Here is a 26,332-nt window from a genome sequence, read left to right as displayed (position 1 = left end):
GCGCGGACCCGGCGGCCCGTCTTGGACGGGCGCGCACCGCGATCAGGACGGACGCGCACCCTTGCAGCGCCATTCGCGTGGGGTGGTGCCGAAGCGGCGGCGGAAGCAGCGGCTGAAAAACGCTGCATCGTTGAAGCCGAGCGCGAAGGCGATGTCGGTCACGCTGCGGCCGGGCTCCGTCACCAGCAGCTCGGCCGCGCGGGTAAGGCGGCGATCGGTGACGAAGGCGGTGGGGGTGAGGCCGGTTTCGCGGAGGAATGCCTTTTGCACCGCACGCGGGCTGAGCCCGGTCGCCGCACACAGGCTCGCGGTGCCGAGCTCGGGATCGCTGAGGTGGCGCAGCGCATAGGCGACCGGCGTCTCGGCGCCGCCGGCGATGAAGGAAGCACGGCGCTGCTGGCGGCAGACCAGCCGCGTCGCGTCGACCAGCAGCTCGCCCACGCCGTCATCGACGGCGCCGAGCATCGCGCGCTGGTCCCAGAGTCCCAGCAGCATATGGTTGAGAAAGGCGACGTGAGGGTCCTGTCCCGATAGCAGCCGGCCGTGCAGCGGGCCGAGCCCGATGCCGTCGCCGAGCAACGCTGCGGGCACTTGCAGGATCAGGCACTCGTTCGCGTCCGAAATGTCGATCGCATAGGGCCGGCTGTCGTCGGCGATCAGGATGTCGCCCATGCCACCCGAAACGGCGGTATCGCCGTGCAGCATCGTCAGCCGTCCGCGGCGCTGTAGATGGAGCAGCAGGTTATGCCCGTCGCGGTTGCCCTCGCGCCGCACCTGCGCCCGCGCGCTGCGGGCGCGGGCGAGGCCCACCGGACCCAGGTTCCACCGGGCGAGATCGGCGCGGATGCCTTCCGGAGCGATGGCGGTCATGCCCGGAAAGGCTTCGGCGACGATGTCGCGCCAGAAGAGGTGCCGCCGCTGGAGCGGCACCCCCTGGGTGGTGAAATGCTCGACCGCGCTCAGGCGGCCGGCTCCAGCTCGACGGCGTTGACGATGTGCGCCTGGGTATATTCGTGCAGCCCCGCCTGGCCGAGCTCGCCGCCGAGGCCCGACTGCTTCGATCCGCGGAACGGGATGCGGGGGTCAATGGCGAGGTGCTGGTTCACCCACACCGTGCCGCTGTCGATTTTCATCGCCACTTCGGTCGCCCGCGCGACGTCGCGACCCCAGATCGTGCCGCCCAGCCCGTATTCGGAATCATTGGCGCGGGCGATGACCTCGTCGATATCGCTGTACTTCAGCACCGGCAGTACCGGTCCGAACTGCTCTTCGCGGACCAGCGGGGCGTCGTCGTCGAGATCGCGGACGATCGTCGGCGGAATGAAATAGCCGGGCCGATCGAGCGCATCGCCGCCGGCCAGCACGGTGCCGCGCTCCTTGGCATCCTCGATCAGCGCCTTCACCTTCTCGAACTGCATCGCGTTCTGGACCGGGCCGACCTTGGCACCCTGCTTGGCGCCATCATCGACCACCGTGTTGCGGGCCAGTTCGGCGATCTCGTCGCAGAATTCCTCGTACATCCCCTCGGGCACATAGGCGCGCTTCACCGCGACGCAGATCTGCCCGGCATTGTACATCGCGCCCTGGAAGACCTTCCTGGCCGCCAGCGCCGGCTCGACATCGTCGAGCACGATCGCGGCGTCGTTGCCGCCCAGCTCCAGTGTCACGCGCTTCACGCCGTCGGCGGCGCTCGCCATCACCTTCTTGCCGGTGGCGGTCGATCCAGTGAAGGCGATCTTCGCGACATCGGGATGGGTGGTGAGCAGCGCGCCCAGATCGTTCTGGTCGCAGATGATGTTGATCACGCCCGGCGGCAGCAGTTCGGCGAAGATCTCGCCCATCAGCAGCGTGGTGAGCGGCGTCGTCGGCGCCGGCTTGAGTACCATGGTATTGCCGGCGACCAGCGCCGGGCCGATCTTGTTGGCGGCAAGGATCATCGGGAAGTTCCACGGCGTGATCGCCGCGACCACGCCCAGCGGGGTGCGATGCTCGACGATGCGATTGCCGCCCTCATCGCGCAGCACCTTGGTTTCCGGACGCATTTCTGTGAAGGCGCGCAGGGTGAACACCGTGCCCATCACCTCGCCGGTCGCCTGGTCGAGCGGCTTGCCCTGTTCGCTGGTGAGCAGGCTGGCGAATTCGCTCAGCCGCTCCTGCAACCGCGCGGCGACCGCCTCGACCTTGGCCGCGCGTTCCTCGATCGGCGTCGCGGCCCAGGCGGGGAAGGCGGCCTTGGCGGCAGCGACGGCGGCGTTCAGCTGATCGGCGTCCGCCTTGGGGCAGCGCGCAAAGGGCTCGGCGGTGGCGGGATTGATCACGTCGAACTGCGAGGCGCCGTCGACGGCCTCGCCATTGATCAGCAGCTTGAAGGTGCGTTCCAAAGCCATTCTCCTAAAACAGGCCGCGACTCGCGGCGGCGGATCTTCTATTTTCCCAGAATGTATCCCAGGCATACCGATTGGACAAGATGACCCAGACCATAGCCCAGGACCCCGAACTCGACATGCTGATCGGCTATCAGCTGCAGATGGCCCGCCTGCGCCTGATGGAGGCCGCGCACGCCGCGCTGGCCCCCTATGGCATCTCGCCCGCGCGGGTGACGGCGCTGGCGCTGATCCGCAGCCAGCCGGGCCTCGACCAGTCCGCGCTGGGCCGTGCGCTCTCGATCAACCGGGCCAGCGCGATGAAGCTGGTCAACCTGCTGGTCGAGCGCGGGCTGGTCGAGCGCCGTCCGGGGCGGAACCTGCGCAGCCACGCGCTGCACCTGACCTGCGAGGGCGCGACGCAGCTGCCGGAGATGATCGCGCGGCTGCGCGAATCCGAAGCGCCGCTGCTCGCCGACCTGGACGATGCCGAGCGTACGGCGCTGCTTGCGTTGCTGCACCGGATCCACGCCCCGCTCAGCCGCGATTGAGGTCGTAGGCGCCGAGGCCCGGCTTGTAGCTCTTCTCGTCGATGAACTGGCGGATGCCTTCCTTGCGGCCCTCGCTCTTGTCGTGGAAGTTCGCCGCCTCCTGCATCCGGACCAGATAGTCCTCGGCCTCGTCATAGGTGAGATTGCCTACCCGGCGCACGGCATCCTTGGCGAATTTGAGCGCGACGGGGTTCTTCTTCAGCAGCAGCTCGGCGATTTCGCGGGTGCGCGCCTCCAGCCGGTCGAGCGGTACGCTCTCGTTGACCAGCCGGCAGGCGGCGGCTTGGCGGCCGTCGATCAGGTCGCCGGTCAGCGTCAGCCACATCGCGTCGCGCATCGGCAGCAGGTCGACCACGACCTTGGTGACGCCGCCGCCCGGCAGGATGCCCCAGTTGATCTCGCTGAGCCCGAATTTGGCATCGTCCGCCGCCACCGCCAGGTCGCAGGCGAACAGCGGGCCGAAGCCGCCGCCGAAGCACCAGCCATTCACCATCGCGATCGTCGGCTTCTGGAACCAGCGCAGGCGGCGGAACCAGCCATAGCTTTCGCGCTGCGACTTGCGGATGCCGCCCAGCCCCTGCGCCTCGGTTTCGCGGAAATATTCCTTGAGATCCATGCCGGCGGACCAGGCATTGCCCTCGCCCCCCAGCACCAGCACGCCGACATCGTCGCGGAACTCGAGCTCGTCGAACACTTCCGCCATGCGCCGGTTGAGCGCGGGGTTCATCGCGTTGCGTTTTTCGGGCCGGGCGAAATAGACCCATGCGATGCGGTCCTCGACGCGATACGAAACGCCGTCCTTGGTGATCATCCGAACCTCTCCATCGATTGCCGTTTGAATGTATCATTGGCATACAATAAGCCGTTCGGGAAGGGGCAGCGTTCGATCTGCCCGCAAGGAGGGTTGTCCATGTCCAAGCCGTTGCCCAGCTTCGTTTTTCTCTGCGGATTGCTTAGCGATGCGCGGGTATGGGCGCCGGTGGCGGAGGCGCTGCCGGGACGGATCGTCGCGTTTCCGGGTTTCGAGTCGCTCGCGGTGATGGCGGAGTCGGTGCTGGCGGAAACGGAAGGCCCGCTGGTGCTGGTCGGCCATTCGATGGGCGGTCGCGTCGCGCTGGAGGCGGTGCGGCAGGCGCCCGGGCGGATCGCGGGGCTGGTACTGGCCAATACCGGTGTGCATCCGCCTGCGGAAAGCGAGGCGGCCGGGCGGCAGCGGATGATCGACATCGCCCGCGGCCAGGGCATGGCCGCGCTGGCCGAGGCCTGGCTACCGCCGATGATGGGTGCGGCGCCCGATCGGGTCGCGGCACTGATGCCGGATCTGCGAGCCATGGTGGAGACCTATTCGCTGCAGGCCTATCTCGGCCAGATTGCCGCGCTGCTCGGCCGCGCCGATGCGGGTCCGGTGCTGGCCGGTTATGGCGGCCCGGTGCTGCTGCTTTCGGCCGATCACGATCGCTGGTCGCCGCCGGCGCAGCACGAGGCGATGCACGCGCTGGCCCCCCAGGCAATGCTCCGGATCATCGTGGGCGCGGGGCATATGCTGCCGGTGGAGGTGCCGGAGGCAACCGCCGCGGCGATCCGCGACTGGGCGGTGGCGAACGGCCTGCTCGGCGATGCCGCGGCGTCGGCCTAGTCCTGTCGGGCCGCCGGTATGGGATAGGGGTCCCCATACCGACGGCCCTCCCCGGGGAACTCAGGCGGTCAGCATCAGCGCGTCGAGCGCCACCGCCCCGTCGGGACGGGCGATCACCGGATTGAGGTCGATCTCGCGAAGGGCCGGCGTGCCGGCGAGCAGCCGGCCGAGCGTCTGCACGATCGCCGCCACTGCATCGAGGTCCACCGCCGGGCTGCCGCGATAGCCGTCGAACAGCGCCGCGCCCTTCAACCGGCGGAGCGCTGCGACGATGCTCTCGCGGGTGAGGTCCGGGGGCAGCAGGCACACGTCCTTCATCAGCTCGGCGGTCACCCCGCCCAGGCCGACCAGGATCACCGGCCCCCATTCGGGATCGTTGCGCGCGCCGACGATCAGCTCGACGCCGCGTTCGCCCATCGCCTCGACCACCGCGCCGTCCAGCAGGATGCCGGCATCATAAGCCGCGACATTGGCATAGAGTTTCCGCCACGCCGCCCGCAGCGCCGCTTCGTCGGCGATGGAGAGGATCACCCCGCCCGCGTCGCTCTTGTGGCTGAGCGCTACCGCCTGTGCCTTCAGCGCAACCGGATAGCCGACCCGTTCCGCGATCGCGACGGCTTCGTCCGGGGTCTGGGCGAAGTCGCCCGGCGGGAACGGGATGCCGAGCGGGGCGAGCGCGCGCTTCGCCAGATATTCGGGCACCACGCCGTTCGGCAGCTCGATAGCCACCGGCGTCGCGGCCTCCACCGCCTGGTGCCGCTCGGGCTCGAGCAGGCGCGTCAGCGCGCGGAAGGCGCGGTCGGCGGTGGGGAAATAGGGGACGTTCTCGGCGTGCAGCGCCGCGATCATCTCCGGCGGCACCGGTGCGCCTTCGTCCAGCCCGGCGAAGATCACCGGCTTGGTCGGGGCAAGCGCCCGCACCGCTTCGGTGATCGGCGGGAACTTGCGCGCGCAGGTGCCCGCGTCCGTCTGGATGATGCCCAGCACCACCGCCGCATAGGCCGGGTCGGCGAGCAGCGGGTCCAGCGTGCGGCGGTACAGGTCGGGATCGACCAGCGCCTGCGCGGTGAGGTCCATGGGGTTGGAAACGCCGATAAAGTCCGGCAGCGTCGCGCGGATCGCGTCATGGGTCGCGCCGCCGATCGCCGGCAGCGGCATGCCGATCCGCTCGGCGAGGTCGAGCGTCAGCGCCTTGAACGCGCCCGATTCCGCCAGCACCGCCACGCCGCCCTGCGGCAGCGGCGGGGTGCGCGCGAGGATCTCGGCAACGTCGCCCAGCTCCTCCAGGCTTTCGACCACCACCACACCGGCGCGGGTGACCTTGGTCTTCATCAGCGACCAGTCGCCCGCCATGGCGCCGGTATGCGTCGCGGCGCTGTCGCGCGCGGCGCTCGACGTGCCGGGGTGGAGCAGCACGATCGGCTTGCCCGCCGCCTTGGCCTGCGCCGCGAGTTCCAGAAAGCGCGCCGGCTTGCGAAACTGCTCGACGATCATCGCGATCACGCGCGTGTTCGGCTCGTCGATCAGCCAGGCGACATAATCCTCGACGCCGGAGGCCGCTTCGTTGCCGGTCGAGATCCAGGCCGAGACGCCGAGCTGCTTGGCCGTCAGCGTGGTGCCGAGCACCGCCGCCATCGCGCCGGACTGCGAGACGATGCCGACGCAGGGGAGGCCCGTCACGTCGAGCGGTGGCATCTCGACGAAGGTGAGGGGGACGCCGGCGACATTGTTGGTAAGGCCGAGGCAGTTCGGCCCTTCCACCACCATGCCGTGCTCGCGGGCGATGCGTGCCACTTCGGCCTGCGCCGCCAGCCCGTCCGCACCGCCCTCGGCGAACCCGGCCGAGAAGATGATCGCGGCACCCACGCCGCGCGCGGCCAGCGCCCGGATCGCGTCGAGCACGGCGGGGCCGGGGATGGCGAGGATGGCGGCGTCGACGCCTTCCGGCAGCTGGTCGATCGAGGCGAGGCAGGGCCGCCCCTCGATCGTGTCGCGCTTGGGGTTGATCAGGTGGATGTCGCCCGCAAAGCCGTGGCGGACGAGGTTGGCGAGCACCGTCGCGCCCAGCGCGCCGGGTTTCTCGGAAGCGCCGACGATGGCGACCGAACGGGGGGTAAGCAGGCGGGCGAGATCCATTGCTGGCGTCCGTTTCTCAAAAGGGCAGGGGAAGATCAGCTGCGCGCGCGATCCTTGTCGTACGCGCCGAGACCGGGCTTGTAGCTCTTCTCGTCGATGAACTGGCGGATGCCTTCCTTGCGCCCTTCATTGTCGAAGCTGTTGGCGGCCTCCTGCGCGCGGACCAGATAGTCCTCGGCATCGTCATAGCTCATGATCGAGACGCGACGGACCGCATCCTTGGTCGCCTTGAGCGCCACCGGGTTCTTCTTCAGCAGCACGTTCGCCACTTCGGTGACACGCGCCTTGAGCTGGTCGAGCGGGTGGGCCTCGTTGACCAGGCCCCATTCGGCGGCCTTCTTGCCGTCGATATTCTCGCCCATCATCGCATGGTACATGGCGTTGCGGAACGAGGTGAGCTCCACGGCGACCTTGGTCGCGCCGCCGCCCGGCAGGATGCCCCAGTTGATCTCGCTGAGACCGAACTGCGCCTCTTCCGCCGCAAAGGCGAGGTCGCAGGCGAACAGCGGGCCATAGCCGCCGCCGAAGCACCAGCCATTGACCATCGCGATGGTCGGCTTCTGGTACCAGCGCAGGCGACGCCACCAGCCATAGCTCTCGCGCTGTGCCTGGCGTGTGGCGCCCAGGCCGCCGGCTTCGGTCTCGCGGAAATATTCCTTGAGGTCCATGCCCGCGGTCCAGGCGGCGCCTTCGCCGGTGAGCACCAGCACGCCGACATCGTCGCGGAATTCGAGCGCGTGGAGTACCTCCATCATGTCGCGGTTGAGCGTCGGCGACATGGCGTTGCGCTTCTCGGGGCGGTTGAATCGAACCCACGCGATTCCGCCTTCGACGTCGTAGGCCACGACGCCGTTGCTGCTTGTCTCGGTCATGTGCAGTCCTTGGTTTCGATTAGATCGGATAATGGCCGGGCTGGGTCTCGATGGTGATCCAGCGCAGCTCGGTGAAGAAATCGATGCCGGCCTTGCCGCCGAAGCGGCCATGGCCGCTGGCCTTGACGCCGCCGAAGGGCATCTGCGCCTCGTCGTGCACGGTGGGGCCGTTGATATGGCAGATGCCCGACTGGATCCGCCGTGCGACCCGCAGGCCGCGCGCGGTGTCGCGGGTGAAGACCGATGCCGAGAGGCCGTATTCGCTGTCGTTGGCCAGCGCGATCGCGGTCTCCTCGTCGGCGGCGCGGATGATGCCGACCACGGGTCCGAAGCTCTCCTCGCGGAACAGCCGCATCGCAGGGGTCACGCGATCCACGACATGCGCCGGCATCAGCACGCCGTCCGCCGGGCCTCCGGCGACCTGCACCGCGCCGTCCGCCACCGCATCGGCGACGAGCGACTGGACATGGCCCACGGTCTTGCGGTCGACCACCGCGCCCAGTGGCGCCTTGCCCTCGCGCGGATCGCCGACGGCCAACGTCGCGACCTTGGCGGCGAACTTCTCGACAAAGGCATCGGCAACGGCATCGAGCACGATGATCCGCTCGGTCGACATGCAGATCTGGCCCTGGTTCATGAACGCGCCGAACGCCGCGGCCTTTACCGCCTCGTGGAGATCGGCATCGTCGAGCACGATCAGCGGCGCCTTGCCGCCCAGCTCGAGCAGCACCGGCTTCAGATGCTCGGCCGAGCGCTGGGCGATGATCTTGCCGACATGGGTGGAGCCGGTGAAGTTGATCCGGCGGATCTTGGGATGGTCGATCAGCGCGCCGACCACCTCTGCGGCGTCTTCCGGCGCGTTGGTGACGATCGAGACCGCGCCGTCGGGCAGCCCGGCGTCTGCGAACGCTTCGGCGATCAGGCTATGGGTGCGCGGACATTGCTCGCTGGCCTTGAGCACCACCGTATTGCCGCAGGCGAGCGGCACCGCCACGGCCCGGACGCCCAGGATGATCGGCGCATTCCACGGCGCGATGCCGAGCAGCACGCCCACCGGTTCGCGCACCGCCATGGCGATGCAGCCGGGCTTGTCCGAAGGGATCACCTCGCCACCGATCTGGGTGGTAAGCGCGGCGGCCTCGCGCACCATGTTGGCGGCGAGCATCAGGTTGAAGCGGGCCCAGCCCTCGGTCGCGCCGATCTCGCCCATCATCGCCTCGACAAAGGCGTCGGCGCGGGCCTCGAGCGCATCGGCGGCGCGTACCAGCGCGGCGCGGCGGGCCGTCGGCCCCAGCCCCGACCATGCCGGGAAGGCGGCGTCGGCGCGCTCGACCGCGGCCGCTGCATCGGCGGGGGTGGCGGCAGTGCTGGTCGACGCCACGGCGCCGGTTACAGGGTTCAAACGGTCGAACGTGGTGGTCTTGGTCGCTTGCTCGATGGCCATCGACATCGTGCCTCTCCTTTATTGTTATGCGGCATAACTTAATCGGAAAAGCGGCGCAAGCGGCTTTCCTTCATGCCGGTGCGGCCGCCTCGATGCGCTTGAGCAGGGTGATGAGCGTCTCGCGCTCGGCCGAGGACAGCCCGGCCAGTAGCCGATCCTCGTGGCGGCGGATGCGTGCCAGCCCGTCCGCGACGGCGGCCGACCCCAAATCGGTAAGCTGGAACACGAAGGCACGGCGATCCTCGGGCGACACGGTGCGCAGGATGAAGCCCGCATCCATCAGCTCGTTGATCAGCGTCACCATATTGGCACGCTGGATGCCGAGCGCGGCGCCGATCCGGCCCTGGTTGATGCCGGGATTGGCCGCGATGATGGAGAGGACGCCGAACAGCACCTGGCGGATGCCGGTGCCGGCCATCGCCGCGTTGAAGTCGGCCGCCATCAGCGCCGAGCTGCGCCGCATGTGATAGCCGACGAAGGTGTCGAGCGGCCCCAGTGCAATGCCGTCGTCTTCCGCTGCCATGATGTCTCCCTGTTTCAACGCCCTGCCTAGTCGCGGGGCGGGGGCGGCTTCAAGCACCGACTGGCCGGATGGCATGCCGGACGGGTGACATGTGTCACTGGGCCGGTGCCTGTCGCTGCGGCACCCTGGCGCAAGGCAAGGAGCGGTGCGCACGGCGGCATCGGTGCCGGGAGGACCAACATGATGGACGATCTCGCCGCCGTCGCGCGGCTGTCGATGGTGACGAAGCGGCTGGGCGGCCGGGTGGTGCTCGACGGTCTCGACCTGGCGATCCGGGCCGGGGAGGTGACCGCGCTGCTCGGGCCGAACGGTGCCGGCAAGACGACCTCGGTGGCGCTGCTGACCGGCAGGCTGGCGCCGGACGCGGGCACGGCCTGCCTGTTCGGGTTGGATCCGCGCCGGCCGGCGGCGCGCCGTCGGCTGGGGGTGATGCTGCAGAGTGCCGGGCTTCCCGACGTGCTCACCCTTCGCGAGCTGGTGACGGTGCATGCCGGCTATTATCCCGATCCCCGCCCGATCGAGGAGACGCTCGCGCTCGCCGGACTGACCGATCTCGCCGATCGTCGCTGCGGCCAGCTTTCGGGCGGGCAGGCACGGCGGGTGCAATATGCGCTGGCGATCTGCGGCCGCGCCGACCTGCTGGTGCTCGACGAACCGACCGCCGCGATGGACTGCGGCGCGGCGCGGGCGCTGTGGGCCACGGTCCGCGCGCTCGCCGATGATGGCGCGGCCGTGCTGCTGACCAGCCATGATCTCGCCGAGGCCGATTCCCTTGCCGACCGCGTGCTGGTGATGGACGCCGGCAGGATCGTGGCCGACGACACGCCCGCCGCGCTGCGCGCCCGGGCAGGGGGGTCGGTGATCCGCTGCCGTTCCACACTACCCCCGAAGGCAGCCGCGCTGCTGCCGGCGGTGCGCGAGGCGGGGATGGAGGGCGCGGACCTGCGACTCGTCAGCGCCGATGCGGCGGCGACGGTACGCGCGCTGCTCGACGCGGACGGCCGGCTCGAGGCGCTCCGCATTGTCGACGCGACGCTGGAAGACGCCATCGCCGCGCTGCTCGCCCCCACCGAGGAAAGGATCGCCGCATGACCGCGCTGACCGCACCCGCCGCACCCGCCGGCATCTGGCGCCGCGAGGCGCTGACCGAAGTGAAGCGCAGCCTGCGCCTGCCGCAATTCCTGCTGCCCACCGCGCTGACCCCCGCCGCCTTCTACGCACTGTTCACCCTCGCGCTGCCGCATCCGCAGGCGCCCGGCTATGCCGCCGCGACGCTGGCCGGCTACGGCGTGTTCGCCGCGACCGGCCCGGCGCTGTTCGGCTTCGGCGCCGGCGTGGCGGTGGAGCGCGAACAGGGCCTGATCGAGCTGAAGCGCGTTTCGCCGATGCCCGCCGGCGCCTATGTCATGGCCAAGCTCGCGGCGGCGATGACGACGACGGCATTCGCGCTGGCGCTGATCTATGCGCTGGCGATCGTCGCGGGCGCGCGGCTTTCGGCCGGGACCTGGGCGATGATGGCGATGCTGCACCTTGCCTCCTGCATTCCTTTCGCACTGCTCGGCTTCGGCATGGGCATGCGGATGACCGCCAAGGGTGCGGTGGCGGTGGCCAATGCGCTGTTCCTCGGCTTTTCGGTGCTGGGCGGGCTGTGGATCCCGAGCGCGATGCTGCCCGGCTGGATGCAGACGCTGGGGGCATTCACGCCCTCCTTTCACCTCGCCCAGATCGCCCGGGCGGTCCTGGCACTGCCGGTGACGGGGGCGGTCGGGGTGCACGCGGTCACCGTGGTGGCGATGACGGCGGCGGCGGGCGGCTGGGCCTGGGCCGGCTGGCGGCGGAGCCCCGCTTGACCGACCGCCTGCCGATCCGCGAGGCTGGCGCCATGCAGACGCACACGCCCTATGAGCGGGCAGCCGGAAACGGCTGGCCCTGGCTTGCCTATCTGATCTTCGTGCCCTTCCCGTGGCTGTGGGCGACGCCGGACGTCACCATCATCACGGCAGCGGCGGTGGCGGTCGGCGTGTTCCTGCCGCTCTACCTGTTCTCGGCACGGATGTCGCAGCGAGCGCTGCCCTTCGTGGCAATGGCGATGCTGGCGATCGGGATCGCGGTGGCGCCGCTGCCGCTGGGCTGGACCACCTTCTGCATCTACGCCGCAGTGATCGCCGCGCGATTGCGCCCGCGCCGCCGCGCCCTGCTCGGCATCACCGCCGTCGCGCTGGCCACCGCGGCGACGGGGCTGGCCTGGGCACAGCCGGTCCTGTGGTTCGGACCGGGCGTGCTGTTCGTGGTGATGACCGGGGTCGCCACCATGTCGAGCGTCGCCTTCTACGAGCGTACCCAGGCGCTGCTCGCCAGCCAGGAGGAGGTCCGCCGTCTGGCGGGCACCGCCGAGCGCGAGCGGATCACCCGCGACCTGCACGATGTGGTTGGCCGAACGCTCACGCTGGTGGCGCTGAAGGCGGACCTGGCCGGGCGGCTGGTAGAGCGCGATCCGTTGGCGGCGCGGGCGGAGCTGGCGGCGATCGCCGCGGCGGCGCGTTCGGGGCTGGCGGAGGTGCGAGCGGCGCTCAGCGGCCAGCTGGGCGGCTCGCTCGCCAACGAGGCCTCGGCGTCGCTTGCCGCGCTGGAGACGGCGGGGATCGAGCCGGTGCTCACCGGCGATCCGGCCGCGGTGCCCGCCGATGCGGGCGCGATCCTGGCGATGACGCTGCGCGAGGCGGTGACCAATGTGATCCGCCATGCCGGCGCGCGGCGCTGCGCGATCGGGATCGAGGCGGGGAACGGCGACGCCCGGCTGGTGGTGGAGGATGACGGCGTGGGCCTTTCCTTCCGCGAGGGCAACGGCCTGCGCGGCATGCGCCAGCGGCTGGTCGCGGCCGGCGGGCGGCTGGAGCTGCAGGCGCTCCACCCCGGTATCCGTCTGGAAGCGAGCGTACCGGCATGATCCGCATCGTGCTTGCCGAGGATCAGGCGCTGGTGCTGGGCGCGATCGCCGCGCTGCTGGCACTGGAGCCGGACTTCCGGATCGTCGGTCGTGCCGCCAATGGCGACGAGGCGCTGGCGCTGGTCCGCGACCTGACGCCGGACATCCTGCTGACCGACATCGAGATGCCCTCGCGCACCGGGCTGGACTGTGCGCAGATCCTGGCGGCGGAGAAGGCGCGGACTGCGGTGGTGATCGTCACGACCTTCGCGCGGCCCGGCTATCTGGAGCGCGCCCGTGCCGCCGGGGTGCGGGGCTATCTCCTCAAGGACACGCCGGTCGACGATCTGGTGGCGGCGATCCGCGCGATCGCGGCGGGCGGCCGGGTGATCCCGGCCGACCTTGCCGCCGCGGCCTGGGAGGCGGGCAGCGACCCGCTCACCGATCGCGAGCGCGATGCGTTGCGGCTGGCCGAGGAAGGCCTGTCCAACAAGGACATCGCCCGGCGGCTGGGCCTCTCTCCGGGCACGGTGCGCAACTATCTTTCCGAGGCGGCGGGCAAGCTGGGGGCTGCCAACCGCATCGAAGCCGGCCGCACGGCGCGCGCCAATGGCTGGCTCTAGCGGCGATAGCCGTCGGGCGGGGCGGTGAAGCGGGTGGCCCAGGCCGAGGGCGCAGCGCCCATCTGCAGTTCCAGCGTGCCGCCGGCGATCAGTTCGGCATGGGCAATCCAGGCGCGGTCGATCGGCTTGCCGTTCAGGCTGGCGGCGACGACGTAGCGGTTCGCCTCGGACACGTCCCTGGCCACCACGGTGAAGCTGCGCCCGCCCTCCAGCGCGATGCGGCTGCGCGCGAAGATCGGCGACGCGATATAGTAATAGGGCTGGCCGGCATTGGGGTAGAGCCCCATCGCATTCCACACATACCAGCTCGACATCGCGCCGGCATCGTCATTGCCGGGCAGGCCGGTGCGGGTAAGGTGATAATGCCTGGCCATCAACTCGCGCACGATGGCGGCGGTGCGGTCCGGGCGGCCGGCATGGATATACAGATAGGGCGCGAGGATGTCGGGCTCGTTGCCCTGCGAATAATGCCCGTCGAACAGCCGGTCCAGCCAGGCGACGAAGCCGGCCGTGCCGCCGGTCCTGGCCATCAGCCCGGCGACGTCGTGCGGCACATAGGTGGAATATTGCAGCGCGTTGCCCTCGTAGAAGGGCGCTTCCCACCACGGCGTCGAGCGATCGGGATACTCATCGGTGCAGCTGTAATTCTCCAGCCAGCTGCCGTCGGGATAGCGCGGGCGGATGCAGCCGAGCCGCTCGTCCCACAGGTTGCGCCAGTTGCCCGCGCGGGTGCGGTAGCGGGCGGCGTCCTCCGTCTTGCCGAGCTGGCTCGCCACCGCGCCGATCGCGAAATCGTCATACGCATATTCCAGGGTGCGCGAGGCGGAGCGCGTCTGGGTGACGGAGACATAGCCGAGGGCCTTGTAATCCTCGAGCACGCGGCCCTGGAGGAAGGGTGCGTCGCTTTCGACCTCAGCATTCTTGACCAGTGCCTGATAGGCCTGGGCAATGTCGAAGCCGCCCAGCCCTTTCACAACCGCATCGGCGATCACCACGTCGCCGTTCGACCCCCCTTGGGTCATGCCGTTGCCGCCGGCGATCCGCGCGTCGGGCATCCAGCCGGTGTGCGCATAGGTGTCGATCAGCGAGCGGATCATGCCGCGCTGGCGCTCCGGCTGGATCAGGGTGAGCAGCGGGTGCACGGTGCGGAATGTGTCCCACAGCGTGTAGAAATCCTCATAGTGCGGCTCGGCCGACTGCCACCAGACATTCTCGCCGGTCAGGTCGTGCGGCATGGTGTGGGTGCGGTAGAGCGCGGTGGTGAAGATGCGCCGCTGCTCCTCGGTGCCGCCCTCCACCTCGATCTTGCCGAGCGCCGCATTCCACTGGCCGCGCGCCCGTGCCGCCGCGGCGTCGAAGTCCCAGTCGGGCAGTTCGGCGGCGAGGTTGGCGCGGGCCTTGTCGATGCCGAGGAACGATACCGCCAGCTTCATCCGCACCTGGCGACCGGCTTTGGGATCGAAGGTGAAATAGGTGCCCAGCCGATGCGCGAATTCCATGCGCGTGTCATATTCGATCATCAGCGCCTGGCGGTCGGCGGCCGCCTTGGTCTGGGTGCCGCCCTCGGCCTCGCCGGCGCCGGGGAGCGTTTCCATCCTGCCCTGGCTGGCCTTCCACGCGCCGAAGGCGAGCGCCGGTCGATCGAACTCTGCGTAGAAATAGAGTTTGTAGGGCACCGGGTTCCAGCCGCCCTCCACCTCGGTCCAGCCGGCCATGTGGCGATCGTCGATCAGCTGGACATGCGCCTTGCGGGTGCGCTGGCCGCTGCCGCGCATCGCGATCACCGAGCTTGCATCGAGCACGACATGGGCCGGCGCGCCTTCGGGGAAGGTGAGGCGCTGGAAGCCGGCCAGGCGGGTGGCGGTCAGCTCGACCTGGGTGACCCGGCCCTCGGTGTTGCGCAGGCCGACGCGGTAGATTCCGGGAGCGGCATGCTCCTCGCTGCGCGCGAAATGGAGATGCGCCACCCGCAGGTCGCCGCTGATCGGGGTCACGCGGAAGTTGCCATATTTGGCCGACCCGCCGGTGCCGCTGACATGCGTGTAGCTGAATCCCATGATCGGGCTGTGCGAGTCATACCCGTTGGTGTCGCCATTGGTCGTGTCGGGGCTGAACGACACGAAGCCGAACGGCACGCCCGCGCCCGGCACGGTGTTCCCGCCGGCGACCCCGCCGCCGTCCACGCCGACGAACGGATCGACCCGCGAAGCCGCATCCTGCGCCGACGCCGCCTGTTGCGAGGCGGCGGGCGGGACGAACAAGGCGGCGGACAGCAGCAGTGTCGAGAACAGGCGCATGGAAGCGATCGATCCTTGAGAAAAGGCGAAAAGGGGGCGGGGACGGCGACGGACGCGCGCGGATCTGGTTCGATGGCCCCCTTGTTGTTCCGGCGGCTCCCCTGCCGCGCGCTGGCTCCGCTGATTTCAGGGATCGCCGCGCATTGCAACCCGCCTGCTCGGGCCGCGTCGCGGCGGAACTGCCTTCGGTAGAGTAGGGGAGCGATGCCGAGGCGCGCGGCGAAATGCTGGCGGAAGTTGGCCGCGCTGCCGAGCCCCGAGGCATCGGCAATCCGATCGATCGACAACGGCGTGGTCTTCAGCAGGGTCCGCGCTGCCTCCACCCGCTGCGCGAGCAGCCAGGCGCCGGGTGTCATGCCGGTCGCGTCGTGGAAGCGGCGGGCGAGGGTGCGCCTGCTCATCACCGCACTCGCGGCCATGGTCGCGATGGTCCAGCGCCGGGCCGGATCGGCGCGGGTCGACCGGCAGCGGGCGCTCGACAAACTGCGCCTGCCCGCCGCTGCGATGCGCGGGCACCACAAGGCGCCGTCGTCTGCATAGAGCCCGTCGGTCTCGACGGTTACTTCGGGATAGGTCGCGCGCAGCGTGTCGGCATAGCGCCAATGAGTGGTCGCGCGCCGGCCGTCGAGTAGCCCGGTGGCGGCGAGCAGGAAGGCGCCCGAGCAGATCGTCACCAGCCGCGCACCGCGCGCATGCGCCGCCAGCAGCGCCGCGTGCAGTGCGGGAGAGGGAGCCGGGTCCTGCGTACGCCAACCGGGAACGACGATGGTGCCTGCCGTTGCCAGCACCTCAAGCCCAGCTTCCACTTCGACGTGCAGCTTGCCGACATTCTCCGCTTCGAGACGGATTGCCGGGATACCCATGAAGCGATGCAGGCGGAGGATCCCGGCTTCGTGCTGCTCGACGTGCGAGGGCCTGCGCTGTTCGCGCGGGGGCACGTGCCGGGCGCGATCAACCTGCCGCACGGCAAGATCGTCGCGTCGAAGATGGCGGCGTGGCCGGACGGCACGCTGTTCGTCGTCTATTGCGCCGGCCCGCACTGCAACGGCGCGGCACGCGCGGCGCTGCGGCTGGCGCGGCTCGGGCGACCGGTGAAGCTGATGGCGGGGGGAATCACCAGCTGGCTGGACGAAGGCTTCGTACTCGCCCGCCCCGCTTCACGCGCCTAGCTGGAGCGCCCGTCGTGCCTCGTCGGTCACCGCATAGACCGCATGGCGCTGGGCGCCGCGATTCTCGTGATCGACGCGGTAGCCGCGATAATGGCGACGGACCAGGCCCGCGCGCACCAACTCGGATACCGCGCGGCTGACATTGGTGCGGCCGGACAGGCGGATGCGGTGCTGCACCTCCGCCTCGATCGCCCGTTCGGCGGCTTCCGGGTCTCGGGGCAGGGTGCCCGCCTTTTCCAGCTCCGCCCGGGCGCGGGCGGCGAGCCCCAGCCGACGCGGATCGCGGCGTGCGACGGGGGTAAGGGCCTCGCTCAGCCAGTCGCGTACCGGCAGGCGGCGGCCGTTCGCCTCGATCCAGGGACCGGCCCAGCCGCTGCGGGCGCTGGCCTGCGCGATCAGCTGAAGCACCATGAAGCTGTAGCGCGGCCGCTCGCAGGTTTCGCTCAGCCGGTCGAGCACCGCGGGCAGGTCCATCGGCGGGGCGGGGCAGGCCGCGTCCGGCGCGGCGGCAGGTGCTGCGGCGAATAGATCATGCTGGAACATAGCAGGAATCTAAGCACATCCCGACTCGGCTGTGAATCCCCTCAATGGCGGCACGGCCACTTGGACCAGCCATGGCACTTTGCCCGGTTGCAGAACGACCGTTTGTGGCACTTTACCCGCCGGTAAAGTGCCACGCGCGGCAGATCCCGGGGGAGACTAGGCGCGGCGGCATCGCTGGGGTAGGATCACGAACGGCACGCGGGCACCAGGAGCAGGCGGGTCGCCACGCATTGCCGACGAGCCACGCCCTTGACCGAACCACGCCGTTCCTCTGCCCTTCCTGCCGCCGCATCGCTGTTTCCCGACATCCCACGCGTCTCGCAGGCTACGATCGGCTTTTCGCCGCTTCAGGTGCGCATCGCAGTTGTGATGGGCCTCGCGGCCTGCATGTCGCTGCTGTGGGCGACCGGACTCCGCGTCGACCTCTTCTCGCGCAGCAACATCCCCTATTACGCTATCCTCGCCGTCGGGCCGCTTGTCCGCGGATGGTGCCTTCGCGACGGGCGTCGCTGGAGCCTCGTCGTCGCGGATATCGTGGAATATTACACGCTGTTCATCGCGATGGCGCTGACCGGCGCCACCTGCTCCTATCCGGTGTCGGCGTTGAGCGTCGGCTTCGCCGATGCCGGGTTGCAGCGCATCGACGAGCTGCTGCAGTTCGATTGGGTCGCATGGTACGAGCTGGTGGCCGCGCATCGCTCGCTGCAACTGCTGGGCATCGCCGCCTATCAGAGCATCTTCGTCACGCCGGCCCTGTTGCTGGGCTGGTTCGCAGTGACCGGGCAGCGGCGCGAGGCGCATCGCTTTCTCGCCGCCTTCGCCATTTCGGCGGTGATGGCGCTGGCGATCTACAGCCAGATGCCGGCGATCGGGCCGTTCGCCTTTCTGTGGCACGGGCCGATCCCCTATATGCCGATGAGCGAGCTGTGGCAGCCGGACCTGATCCCGGCACTTCGCGCCCACAGCTTCACCGTGATCGATCTGGGCCAGCTGCGCGGGCTGGTTTCCGCCCCGAGCTTCCATGCCGCCTCGGCGACACTCTATATTGCCGCCGCGCAGCGGTGCGGGCCGTTGCGCTGGTGGCTTACCGCGTTGCCGTGCGCGATGCTGCTGTCCACGCCCGTCGAGGGCACCCATTATCTGATCGACCTGATCCTGGGCGCAGGAGTCGCTCTGGTCGGCTGGTGGGCGGCGACGCAGCTGATCCGCTGGCGAGTGCGGACCGCCGCCTGACGTCAGCCGCCGAACACGCCTTCCACCGCGGCACGCAACGCTCTGGGTGAGCATGGCTTCGAGCAGACGACCGCGTGCGGGTAGCGGCCGCGCAGCGACATCGCGTCGGCATGGCCGGAATGGAAGATGATCGGCACGCCTGCATCCCGCAGCACGTCGGCGGCAGGAAAGACCTCGCCGTCGATCAGGCGGACGTCGAGGATCGCGCATCCTGGAAGACGGGCGGCGACCGCTTCCAGCGCTTCGGCTACCGAGACATAGGGGCCGTCCACCGCGAAGCCGGCTTCCTCCACCACATCCTGCACGTCCAGCGCCACGAACAGCTCATCCTCGATGAGCATCACCGTCTTCGTCATTCGCAAGCACTTTCGCAGGCAGATGGATTTGAATGGCGAAGGTCCGGTCCTCCGCCGAGTGTGTGACGGAAACGCCAAGCTGGCGCGACGACGTTTGAACGAGGATCGTGCCGAAACCGGTACCCGATTCGACGGAGACGGGGCGATCGCCAGTCTCGCGCCAGTCGAGCCGGACGCCGTCCGGTACGCGCTGCCACACCACGTCGAGTTCTCCCGAAGCGGGCCCCAGTGCCCCATATTTGACCGAGTTCGTCGCCCATTCGTGGAGCATCAACGCAAGCGGCGACAAACAGGTCCGATGAATCTTCACGATGGGGCCGTGAATCTTCGTCACCGCATGGTCCCGGTACGGGGCAAGGGTGGTTTCTACCAGTTCGCCCAGGTCGATCGACTGCAGCGCACCGGCCGGCGAGGCGAGCGAATGGGCGCGGCCCAGCGCGGCGATCCGCTCGCGCATGTCGTTCGCGAAGCGGGTCACATCGTCATGGCTGCGCGCGCCGGCCGAGATCATGCCGCTGACGATCGCGAACAGGTTCTTCACCCGGTGATTCATCTCGCGCAGCATCAGCTCGCGGGTTTCGGCCAGGGCATATTCGGGGGTGACGTCGATCGAGACGCCGACCAGCCGGCGCGGATCGGCATCATGCACCATCCGGCCGAAGGTCTTGATACGGCGGATGTCGTCGCCCTCGAGGATCCGGTAGCTGACCTCCAGATCTCCGCCCTCCGCGATCACGCGGGCGAGCTCGGCATCGAACAGGCTGCGGTCCTCGGGATGGAGCCGGGCCAGCCGCGCCTCGGGATCGTCCGACGGTACGCCTGGGTCGATACCGAGGATCGCGCGGGCATGGTCGTCGACCAGCGTTTCGCCGGTATCGACGCGATACTCCCACACCGCGATGCCGCCGGCACGGATCGCCATGTCCAGCCGTTCGCGCTCGGCCGCAAGCGCACGTTCGAGCGACAGGGCGTCTGTGATGTCGGTGAGAACCAGGGTCGCGCCGTCGGTGGTGCCGTTCTGTGCGCGATAGGGCAGGGTGCGCATGGACAGCGTCCGGGCACCGTCCTGGGTGCTGACCCGCCGCTGCAGCGGACCCCCGCCCGCGATCACCGCCCGCGCGTCGCCCAGATAGTCGACGCCCGCCAGACGGCTGGAGACGTCGGCAAGCGGGCGGCCGCGATCGGTCGCCTGGAGCGGGAACAGCGCGGTTGCCGCTTCGGTGAAGCTGCGGATACGCAGGTCGCCGTCCAAGACGATTACGGCGAGGTCGGTCGATTCGAAGAAATTGCGCAGGTCCGAATTGGCGACGGTGAGCTGGTCGACCTTGCTCTTCAACTCGTCGTTGACCGTGGACAGCTCCTCGTTGGTCGACTGGAGCTCCTCGTTCATCGACATCATTTCTTCGTTGGAGCTCTTCAGCTCCTCATTCGCCGTCTCCAGTTCCTCCACCGTGGTGCGCAATCGGTGGCGAGTGACTCGCAACTCGTCTTCCAGCGCATCGAGATGGTCGTCACCGGCATCCAGCTCGGCGGTATCATCCTCCAGCGCGGGGCGGAAGGGGGCGGTCTCGCGGAAGACGAACAGCAGCGTGCCGTCGGGCAGCGGGTCGCACACCACATCGATCGCCTGGGCGCCATATTCGGACTCGACCGTCACGTCGCGTGCCACCACCCGCTTGCGCTGGTCGCGCCCGGCGCGGAGCAGCGGGCCGAGAACGTTGCGCAGCCCCGGTCGGGCAAGGCCGATCGCGCTGGATCCGCCGGTGCGGGTAACGGGGAAGTCGAAATAGCGGCCCAGCCGGCCATAGGCGGCGATGATCACGCCGTCCTGGTCGAGCACCAGGCTGGCGGGCGCATAGCGGTCGATCAGCCGTCGGACCGCCGCGGTCTCCTCGGCGCCGACCCGGCCGGACTGGCGCTCGTGCCGATCCTCGCGGGGACTGCGCGCACGGGCGCTGCCGGGCAGATCGATCGGGTAGTTCGGAGCCCCCGGCGAGCGCTGGAAGATCCGCGCCTGATGGTCCACCGCCGGGAAGAGATGGTCGAATCGGCCGATGCTTTCCGACGGCCCGAGGAACAGATAGCCCTCCGGCCGGATCGCGTAGTGGAGCAGCGGCATCACCGATTGCTGCAGGCGATCGTCGAAATAGATCAGCAGGTTCCGGCACGAGACCAGGTCGATCCGCGAAAAGGGCGGGTCCTTGACCAGGCTGTGGTTGGAAAAGCGGATCATGTCGCGGATCTGCGGCACGATCTGGAAGCGCTCGGTATGCGGTAGCGTATAGCGCTCGCGCATCGCCGGGGGCAGGTCGATCAGCGCCGAGGTGGGATAGACCCCGTTGCGGGCGATCTGCAGCATCTGCTCGTCGATGTCGGTCGCGAAGATCTGCACGCCGGTGGCAGGCATCCCCAGCTTGCGGCCCGCTTCGGCGAAGAGCATCGCGATGCTGTACGCCTCTTCGCCGGAAGAGCAGCCCGGCACCCAGACCCGGATGTCCTCCTCGCCGGTCCAGCTGCGCATCAGCGGCTCGATCACGCGGGTACGGAGCCGGTCGAACAGGTCGGCGTCGCGGAAGAATCGGGTGACGTTGATCAGCAGGTCGCGGAACAGCGCCTCGCATTCGTCGGCATCGGTCTTGGCGCGGGCGAGATAGGTGCGGCCGCTGGTAATGCCGAGCACATGCATGCGACGCTCGATCCGCCGGATCAGCGTCGTGCGCTTGTACCCCGAAAAGTCATGGCCGATGGCGGTGCGCAGCACCTTGCACAGCTCGTCGACATTGTCGGCGACGAGCGACGCCTCTTCCTCCCGCTCCTCGCCGTTGCGGTTGAAGAAGGCGAGCAGGCAATCGAGCATCTCGCCCGGCTGCTTCACGAAATCGACGAGGCCCGTGCCCACTGCGGAGAGCGGCATGCCGTCGTAGCGCGCGCTTTCCGGCTCCTGGACCAGGCAGACGCCGCCATGTTCCTTCACCGCGCGCAAGCCGATCGTGCCGTCCGCGCCGGTGCCGGAGAGGATCACGCAGGCGGCGTTGCCCTGCTGGTCGGCGGCGAGCGAGAGAAAGAAGTCGTCGATCGGCCGCCGCAGCCCGCGCGGCTGGGCGAAGTCGGTCAGCTCCAGCCGTCCGCCGCGGATGGCGAGGCCATGGCCCGGCGGGATGATGTAGACCTTGTCCGCTTCGATCTGCTCGCCGCCCTCGCACTGAAGCACTTCCAGGTTGGTTTGGCGATCGAGCAGCTGCGCCAGCATGCTCTCGTGATTGGGATCGAGATGCTGGACGATGACGAATGCCATGCCGGTCGGCGCGCGGGCCGGCGCGAGCATTTCGCGCAGCGCTTCCAGCCCGCCGGCCGAGGCGCCGATCCCGACCACGGGCAAGGTGGTTGTGGGCGCATCGAACGGCGCGTTCACAGGATGCTTCCCGCGTCGAGATCGGAAAGCGTCATCTTCGCCTGTGCGATGGTCGCGGCGGTATTGGCGATGGTGATCAGCGTGCCTTCTACCGCAATACCGCTTTCGGCCACGACGGGAGCAAGTCGTGCGATCGTTTGCCCGAGCGCCGCATCATAGTCCGCCAGCCGCTCGGGCTGGGTGCGGCTGACATCGAACTGCGAGGCGAAGATGTAGCGCACCTCGCCGGTGAGCGCCCGCAGCTTCGACATGTAAAGCAGGTTGACGAAGGCGCGCCCATCCTTGCGGAAATTGACGATCGCGGTGCGGACGCTGGTCTGCGCATCGTCACCCAGAAATGCATGGATGCGGGTCCGCGCTTCCCGATTGTCGCTGTCGCCTTGGAGAAAGCGGCAATTCTGGCCGACGATCTCGCTGGTCGCATAGCCGGTGAGGTCGCGGAACCGCTGGTTGGTCAGCAGCAGCGGATGGTCGCCGGCCGCCTCGCCGAGCGAGAGCGCGACGGGCGAGCCTTCGAAATAGTCGCGGAGCGCCTGGGGGAGTTCTACCGGGGGCATATCTGCTGGAACCTCATTAGGGAAGCAGAACGACCTGTCCCGAAAACTGATCCAGGATATGCACGATGGCACGACGAAACAACCCGCTGCAGCTGCGAAAGCATGACAGCAAGCGATGGCTAGGCATTGATTTCACTAGCGTTACGATCATCGGTGATAGGCAGCCTCGCCCCAGACGACGGGCAGCTTCTCGTTCACGGCACCGGGCGCACGCGCGACCAGCTCTACAAGCTTCACCCCGGCGACGTTCACCGCAAGCGACTTCGGTACCATGCCGCGCCGCAGGGGGCCGCTGCTTGCGAGCAGCTTGCGGTCGCCATAGACCGTGAACGTGACGGGACGGCTTGCATCGGTGGCGGAATCGTCGACGCCCACCGAAAGGGTGAGCTGGCGATAGCCGGGATTGCGCACCTCGAGACGCGAATTGGCCAGCACGCCGAGGCCGGCGGTCAGGCGCTTGCCCGCGATTTCCAGTTCGCGGCCATAGGGCGTGGCATCTGCCTGCGCTCCGCCCCAGCCTGCATATATCGGCCGCTGCCCGGCCCCGCGCGAGCCGCTCCAGGCGACGACGGCGCGGTGGATGCTTGGATCGGGCATCGGCGCGGTCACCCCGTCCACCGCCGGGTTCACGATGCCGGGCAGTTCGGATAGGTAGAAGCCGTCAGCGAGCAGCCGAGGCCCCTCCGCGCGGAATACCAGGGTCTCATGCGGGGCGAGCTTGAACTTGCGCTCGCCCTGCAGGCTGGAACGGGCGCCGGTCCACACGTCGGTGAGCGCGATCGGCGCGTCGGCGCGCAGCTTCAGATGTTGGGCGGTCAGGGTTGCCTCGATCGGCGCGGCGGTTCGGTTGAACAGCGCCACCGCCTTCTCGCCGTCCGCCAGCGTCTTTACCAGAATCTGGAAGTCGTCCGTATCGAAGGCGAGCACGGCCTGGTTGCCGGCGGGATCCTGGTCGATCGCGATCAGCGCGGCATTGCCGAAAATGTCCATCAGCGATTGCGGCGTCGTGCGCAGGTCCGCACCGATCAGCAGCGGTGCGGAGACCATCGCCCAGAGCGCGAAGTGGGAGCGCGCCTCGGTCAGATGCTCGGCATCGAACTCGCCCTTGCCGATGAACAGCATGTCGGGATCGTTCCAGGAGCCGGGATGCGCGTAGAGCGGCCGCCTGGCGGCGGTGTCGAAATTGGTCAGCAGGCGCGTCCAGTGCGGCGTGATGTCGTCGCTGGTGCGCGAGATATTGCCCACGTCCTTGGCCCAGGCGCGGACATTGGCCGAGCCCCAGATGCACAGCGAGAGGAGATAGTCGCCGTCCGGATCGGCGCGAACCAGCGCCGCCTTTACCTGCTCGAACATGCCGCGCACTGCCGGGATGTTCGAGCGGTTCACGTTCTCCAGGTCGAGCAGCGGCGCCAAGGCGCGGTGGCGTCCGGCGCGGACCAGCGGGCTGTCTTCGCCATAGGCGCGCAGGCCGCAGCCATCGATCTTGATATAGTCGAAGCCCCACGCGCCGAAATAGAGCGCGATGTCCTGGTCGATATGGCCGTACAGCCCCACCTCGCGCTCGGTCACGCTGCCGCGCGGCAGGTTGGGCTCGTTGGGGCCATAGGCTTGTGCGCAGGTATTGCGGCCGAGATCGGTGTAGATGCCGGCCTTCAGCCCCATTGCATGCAGCCGATCGGTGAACGGCCTGAACGACGTGGCGCCGTCGGGCGTGGCGGCGGAAGGAAACTTGTCCGCGCGCACCAGCATCCGTCCGTCGGCGCGGCGATGGTCCCACCAGCCCTCGTCGAGATTGACATAGCGATAGCCCTTGGCGGCGAGGCCGGTGTCGACGATCCTTTGCGCCGAGGCGAGCACCTTCTCCTCGTCGACATCGGTCGCGAAGGCGTTCCAGCTGTTCCAGCCCATCGGCGGCGTGGGCGCCCGGCCGTCGGTATTGGCGGACCAGCGACCGGTGGGGGCGAGCGGATCGCGCGGGGCGGCCTGCGCGCTCGCCGATGCCAGCAGCAGGGCCGTCATGCCTGCCAAGGTCTTGATCGCCATGTCTTCTCTCCCCCGCTTTCATTTGTCGGACTAACCGGAGCGGCGGGGGCGAGGCAAATGCTTTTCGGTGCGCCTGCGACCATTGCCCCCGCCGCCCGCGCGCCCTAGCAAGGGCCGCATGAATCCCGAGCGGCGGATCCTGATCCTGGGCGGCGGCACGGCGGGCTGGCTGACCGCGGCCTATCTCGCCCGCTATCTTGATATCGCCCATCAGCGCCGTTTCGCGATCACCCTGCTGGAATCTCCTGCGCTGGGCATTGTGGGGGTAGGCGAGGGCGGCTTTCCGACGATCCGCGAGACGCTGCAGTTCCTCGGCATCGACGAACGGGCGTTCGTGCGCAGTGCTTCGGCCACCTTCAAGCAGGGCATCCGCTTCGACGACTGGCTGCATGCACCGCAGCCTAATGGCACGCGCCACCGCTTCCTCCATCCCTTCGAGGCGCCGTTCCATACCGAGGGCGCGGGTCTGGTGCCCTATTGGCTGCTCCAGCCCGACCATGCCCGGCTTCCCTTCGCCGAGGCGATGACGATCCAGAACCGCGTTGCCGCACGCGGGCGGGCGCCGAAGCGGGCGGAGGAAGCCGGGTTCGGCGGGCCGCTCACCTATGCCTATCATTTCGATGCGGTGCGGCTGGCCCAGCTGCTGCGCGACCGCGCGATCGAACTGGGCGTGACGCATCTGGAGGGCGAGGCGTTCGACGCGCATACCGATGCCGAGGGCGCGATCGACCGGATCGAGACGCGGGAGCACGGCAGCCTGACCGCCGATCTCTACATCGATTGTTCGGGTTTCGAGGCGGCGTTGATCGGCAAGGCACTGGGTTCGCCCCTAACCTCGGTGCGGCACCAGCTGTTCACCGATCGCGCGCTCGCCTGCAAGCTGCCCTATGCCGACCCGCAGGCGCCGATTGCGACGACCACCATCGCCGCCGCGCACGAGGCCGGCTGGATCTGGGATATCGGGCTCCAGCAAGCGCGCGGCATCGGATGCGTCTATTCCTCGTCGCATCTCGACGACGATCGGGCGGCGGAGATCCTGGATGCGTATCTCGGCGGCGCGCGGCACGATGCGCGACTGATCCGGTTCGAGCCCGGCTATCGCCGTTCGCCCTGGATAAAAAACTGCGTCGCGGTGGGCCTGTCCGGCGGATTCCTGGAGCCGCTGGAGGCGACCGGCGTCGTGCTGATCGAGGCCGCGGCAGCGATGATCGCCGAGCTGTTTCCCCATGCGGGCCCGATCGACGCCCCCGCCACCCGCTTCAACATGCTGATGACCGCGCGCTACGAACGGATCGTCGACTTTCTAAAGCTCCATTATTGTCTCAGCCGACGAGCGGAGCCGTTCTGGCGGGACAATCGCGATCCCGCAACCATCCCGGACACGCTTTGCGCGCTGCTGGAGCAATGGCGACACCGCCCGCCGAGCCGGTTCGACTTTCTGCTCGACGTGGAGAGCTTCGCCTTCTTCAACTATCAGTACATCCTCTACGGGATGGACTTCCGCACCGACCTGTCCGGTGCTCGCGAGGGGTTCCCCCACGCCGCCGCCGCCGAGCGCCAGTTCGCCCGCATCCGCAGCTTCGGCGAGCAGGCGGTGGCGGATCTGCCCGGCCACCGCGAGCTGATCCGCCAGCTGGCGGGCTGAGGA

Annotated in this window: 22 protein-coding genes and 1 pseudogene; 9 read left to right on the top strand and 14 right to left on the bottom strand. The window is 68.9% G+C overall.

Going from position 1 to position 26,332, the window contains the following annotated elements; translation table 11 throughout:
- Window positions 1-42 precede the first annotated feature (42 nt).
- Both KK7_RS0114060 and KK7_RS0114055 read right to left on the bottom strand, forming a co-directional pair.
- On the bottom strand, window positions 43-930 hold the full coding sequence (locus tag KK7_RS0114060) for an AraC family transcriptional regulator (protein WP_010545280.1): 888 nt from the start codon (window positions 928-930) through the stop codon (window positions 43-45).
- 29 nt (window positions 931-959) lie between these two features.
- Window positions 960-2,381, bottom strand: coding sequence for an aldehyde dehydrogenase family protein (locus KK7_RS0114055; RefSeq protein ID WP_010545279.1), 1,422 nt, complete (start codon window positions 2,379-2,381; stop codon window positions 960-962).
- Between the two features lie 86 nt (window positions 2,382-2,467).
- Between KK7_RS0114055 and KK7_RS20745 the strand changes: the two genes are divergently transcribed.
- Window positions 2,468-2,914 (top strand): MarR family winged helix-turn-helix transcriptional regulator, encoded by a 447-nt coding sequence (locus KK7_RS20745; RefSeq protein WP_040598650.1) that lies wholly within the window; start codon window positions 2,468-2,470, stop codon window positions 2,912-2,914.
- Here KK7_RS20745 and KK7_RS0114045 read toward each other — a convergent pair.
- On the bottom strand, window positions 2,901-3,725 hold the full coding sequence (locus tag KK7_RS0114045) for a p-hydroxycinnamoyl CoA hydratase/lyase (RefSeq protein ID WP_010545277.1): 825 nt from the start codon (window positions 3,723-3,725) through the stop codon (window positions 2,901-2,903). The two genes, KK7_RS20745 and KK7_RS0114045, sit on opposite strands and share 14 nt — an antisense overlap.
- A gap of 99 nt (window positions 3,726-3,824) precedes the next feature.
- Between KK7_RS0114045 and KK7_RS20740 the strand changes: the two genes are divergently transcribed.
- Window positions 3,825-4,550 carry an alpha/beta fold hydrolase gene (locus KK7_RS20740; protein WP_010545276.1) on the top strand — a complete coding sequence of 242 codons (726 nt, stop codon included), beginning with the start codon at window positions 3,825-3,827 and terminating at the stop codon, window positions 4,548-4,550.
- A gap of 60 nt (window positions 4,551-4,610) precedes the next feature.
- Here KK7_RS20740 and KK7_RS0114035 read toward each other — a convergent pair whose 3' ends face one another.
- The 4 genes from KK7_RS0114035 to KK7_RS0114020 all read right to left on the bottom strand — a co-directional run bounded on the left by KK7_RS0114035 (window position 4,611) and on the right by KK7_RS0114020 (window position 9,525).
- A complete protein-coding gene (locus tag KK7_RS0114035) occupies window positions 4,611-6,686 on the bottom strand; it encodes an acetate--CoA ligase family protein (protein WP_010545275.1) in 2,076 nt (691 codons plus the stop codon).
- Window positions 6,687-6,721: 35 nt separating this feature from the next.
- Window positions 6,722-7,558, bottom strand: coding sequence for a p-hydroxycinnamoyl CoA hydratase/lyase (locus KK7_RS0114030; RefSeq protein ID WP_010545274.1), 837 nt, complete (start codon window positions 7,556-7,558; stop codon window positions 6,722-6,724).
- A gap of 19 nt (window positions 7,559-7,577) precedes the next feature.
- On the bottom strand, window positions 7,578-9,008 hold the full coding sequence (locus tag KK7_RS0114025) for an aldehyde dehydrogenase (protein WP_010545273.1): 1,431 nt from the start codon (window positions 9,006-9,008) through the stop codon (window positions 7,578-7,580).
- 64 nt (window positions 9,009-9,072) lie between these two features.
- A complete protein-coding gene (locus KK7_RS0114020) occupies window positions 9,073-9,525 on the bottom strand; it encodes a MarR family winged helix-turn-helix transcriptional regulator (RefSeq protein ID WP_010545272.1) in 453 nt (150 codons plus the stop codon).
- A 180-nt stretch (window positions 9,526-9,705) separates the two neighbouring features.
- Here KK7_RS0114020 and KK7_RS0114015 point away from each other — a divergent pair, with 180 nt between their 5' ends.
- The 4 genes from KK7_RS0114015 to KK7_RS0114000 are packed head-to-tail and all read left to right on the top strand — an operon-like array spanning window position 9,706 to window position 13,074.
- Complete coding sequence (locus KK7_RS0114015) at window positions 9,706-10,617, top strand: ABC transporter ATP-binding protein (RefSeq protein ID WP_010545271.1); 912 nt, start codon at window positions 9,706-9,708, stop codon at window positions 10,615-10,617.
- On the top strand, window positions 10,614-11,375 hold the full coding sequence (locus tag KK7_RS0114010) for an ABC transporter permease (RefSeq protein ID WP_010545270.1): 762 nt from the start codon (window positions 10,614-10,616) through the stop codon (window positions 11,373-11,375). The genes KK7_RS0114015 and KK7_RS0114010 overlap by 4 nt, the downstream gene beginning before the upstream one ends.
- The gene (locus KK7_RS0114005; RefSeq protein ID WP_010545269.1) at window positions 11,372-12,472 is read left to right on the top strand and encodes a sensor histidine kinase; all 1,101 of its coding nucleotides are present in this window, start codon (window positions 11,372-11,374) and stop codon (window positions 12,470-12,472) included. Before KK7_RS0114010 ends, KK7_RS0114005 begins: the two co-directional genes overlap by 4 nt.
- A complete protein-coding gene (locus KK7_RS0114000; protein WP_010545268.1) occupies window positions 12,469-13,074 on the top strand; it encodes a response regulator transcription factor in 606 nt (201 codons plus the stop codon). The genes KK7_RS0114005 and KK7_RS0114000 overlap by 4 nt, the downstream gene beginning before the upstream one ends.
- On the opposite strand, the gene KK7_RS23265 is transcribed toward KK7_RS0114000, so the two are convergent.
- Both KK7_RS23265 and KK7_RS23765 read right to left on the bottom strand, forming a co-directional pair.
- Window positions 13,071-15,371, bottom strand: a complete 2,301-nt coding sequence (locus KK7_RS23265; RefSeq protein WP_010545267.1) for a GH92 family glycosyl hydrolase — start codon at window positions 15,369-15,371, stop codon at window positions 13,071-13,073. The two genes, KK7_RS0114000 and KK7_RS23265, sit on opposite strands and share 4 nt — an antisense overlap.
- 239 nt (window positions 15,372-15,610) lie before the next feature.
- Window positions 15,611-16,234 (bottom strand): annotated as a pseudogene (locus KK7_RS23765) (helix-turn-helix domain-containing protein); the annotation flags it as partial.
- Between KK7_RS23765 and KK7_RS23250 the strand changes: the two are divergent.
- Window positions 16,184-16,540 (top strand): rhodanese-like domain-containing protein, encoded by a 357-nt coding sequence (locus KK7_RS23250; protein WP_051121331.1) that lies wholly within the window; start codon window positions 16,184-16,186, stop codon window positions 16,538-16,540. The pseudogene KK7_RS23765 and the gene KK7_RS23250 sit on opposite strands and share 51 nt — an antisense overlap.
- On the opposite strand, the gene KK7_RS0113980 is transcribed toward KK7_RS23250, so the two are convergent.
- Window positions 16,529-17,083, bottom strand: coding sequence for a hypothetical protein (locus tag KK7_RS0113980; RefSeq protein WP_010545264.1), 555 nt, complete (start codon window positions 17,081-17,083; stop codon window positions 16,529-16,531). The genes KK7_RS23250 and KK7_RS0113980 overlap by 12 nt on opposite strands.
- A gap of 351 nt (window positions 17,084-17,434) precedes the next feature.
- Between KK7_RS0113980 and KK7_RS0113975 the strand changes: the two genes are divergently transcribed.
- Complete coding sequence (locus tag KK7_RS0113975) at window positions 17,435-18,316, top strand: phosphatase PAP2 family protein (protein WP_237709217.1); 882 nt, start codon at window positions 17,435-17,437, stop codon at window positions 18,314-18,316.
- Between the two features lie 2 nt (window positions 18,317-18,318).
- Here KK7_RS0113975 and KK7_RS0113970 read toward each other — a convergent pair whose 3' ends face one another.
- The 4 genes from KK7_RS0113970 to KK7_RS0113955 all read right to left on the bottom strand — a co-directional run bounded on the left by KK7_RS0113970 (window position 18,319) and on the right by KK7_RS0113955 (window position 24,684).
- Window positions 18,319-18,657, bottom strand: coding sequence for a response regulator (locus KK7_RS0113970; protein WP_010545262.1), 339 nt, complete (start codon window positions 18,655-18,657; stop codon window positions 18,319-18,321).
- Window positions 18,641-22,084 (bottom strand): CheR family methyltransferase, encoded by a 3,444-nt coding sequence (locus KK7_RS0113965; protein ID WP_010545261.1) that lies wholly within the window; start codon window positions 22,082-22,084, stop codon window positions 18,641-18,643. The genes KK7_RS0113970 and KK7_RS0113965 overlap by 17 nt, the downstream gene beginning before the upstream one ends.
- On the bottom strand, window positions 22,081-22,641 hold the full coding sequence (locus tag KK7_RS0113960; RefSeq protein ID WP_010545260.1) for a PAS domain-containing protein: 561 nt from the start codon (window positions 22,639-22,641) through the stop codon (window positions 22,081-22,083). Before KK7_RS0113960 ends, KK7_RS0113965 begins: the two co-directional genes overlap by 4 nt.
- A gap of 147 nt (window positions 22,642-22,788) precedes the next feature.
- Window positions 22,789-24,684: an NPCBM/NEW2 domain-containing protein gene (locus KK7_RS0113955; protein ID WP_010545259.1), complete on the bottom strand. Its 1,896-nt coding sequence runs from the start codon at window positions 24,682-24,684 to the stop codon at window positions 22,789-22,791.
- A gap of 118 nt (window positions 24,685-24,802) precedes the next feature.
- Here KK7_RS0113955 and KK7_RS0113950 point away from each other — a divergent pair, with 118 nt between their 5' ends.
- Window positions 24,803-26,329 (top strand): tryptophan halogenase family protein, encoded by a 1,527-nt coding sequence (locus KK7_RS0113950; protein WP_010545258.1) that lies wholly within the window; start codon window positions 24,803-24,805, stop codon window positions 26,327-26,329.
- The last annotated feature ends 3 nt before the right edge of the window (window positions 26,330-26,332 follow it).

Origin of the sequence: Sphingomonas elodea ATCC 31461 (assembly GCF_000226955.1) — a bacterium.
Classification (GTDB): Bacteria; Pseudomonadota; Alphaproteobacteria; order Sphingomonadales; family Sphingomonadaceae; genus Sphingomonas; species Sphingomonas elodea.
Note: the sequence above shows the minus strand (reverse complement) of the source record. Positions and strands in the feature narration are given on the sequence as shown.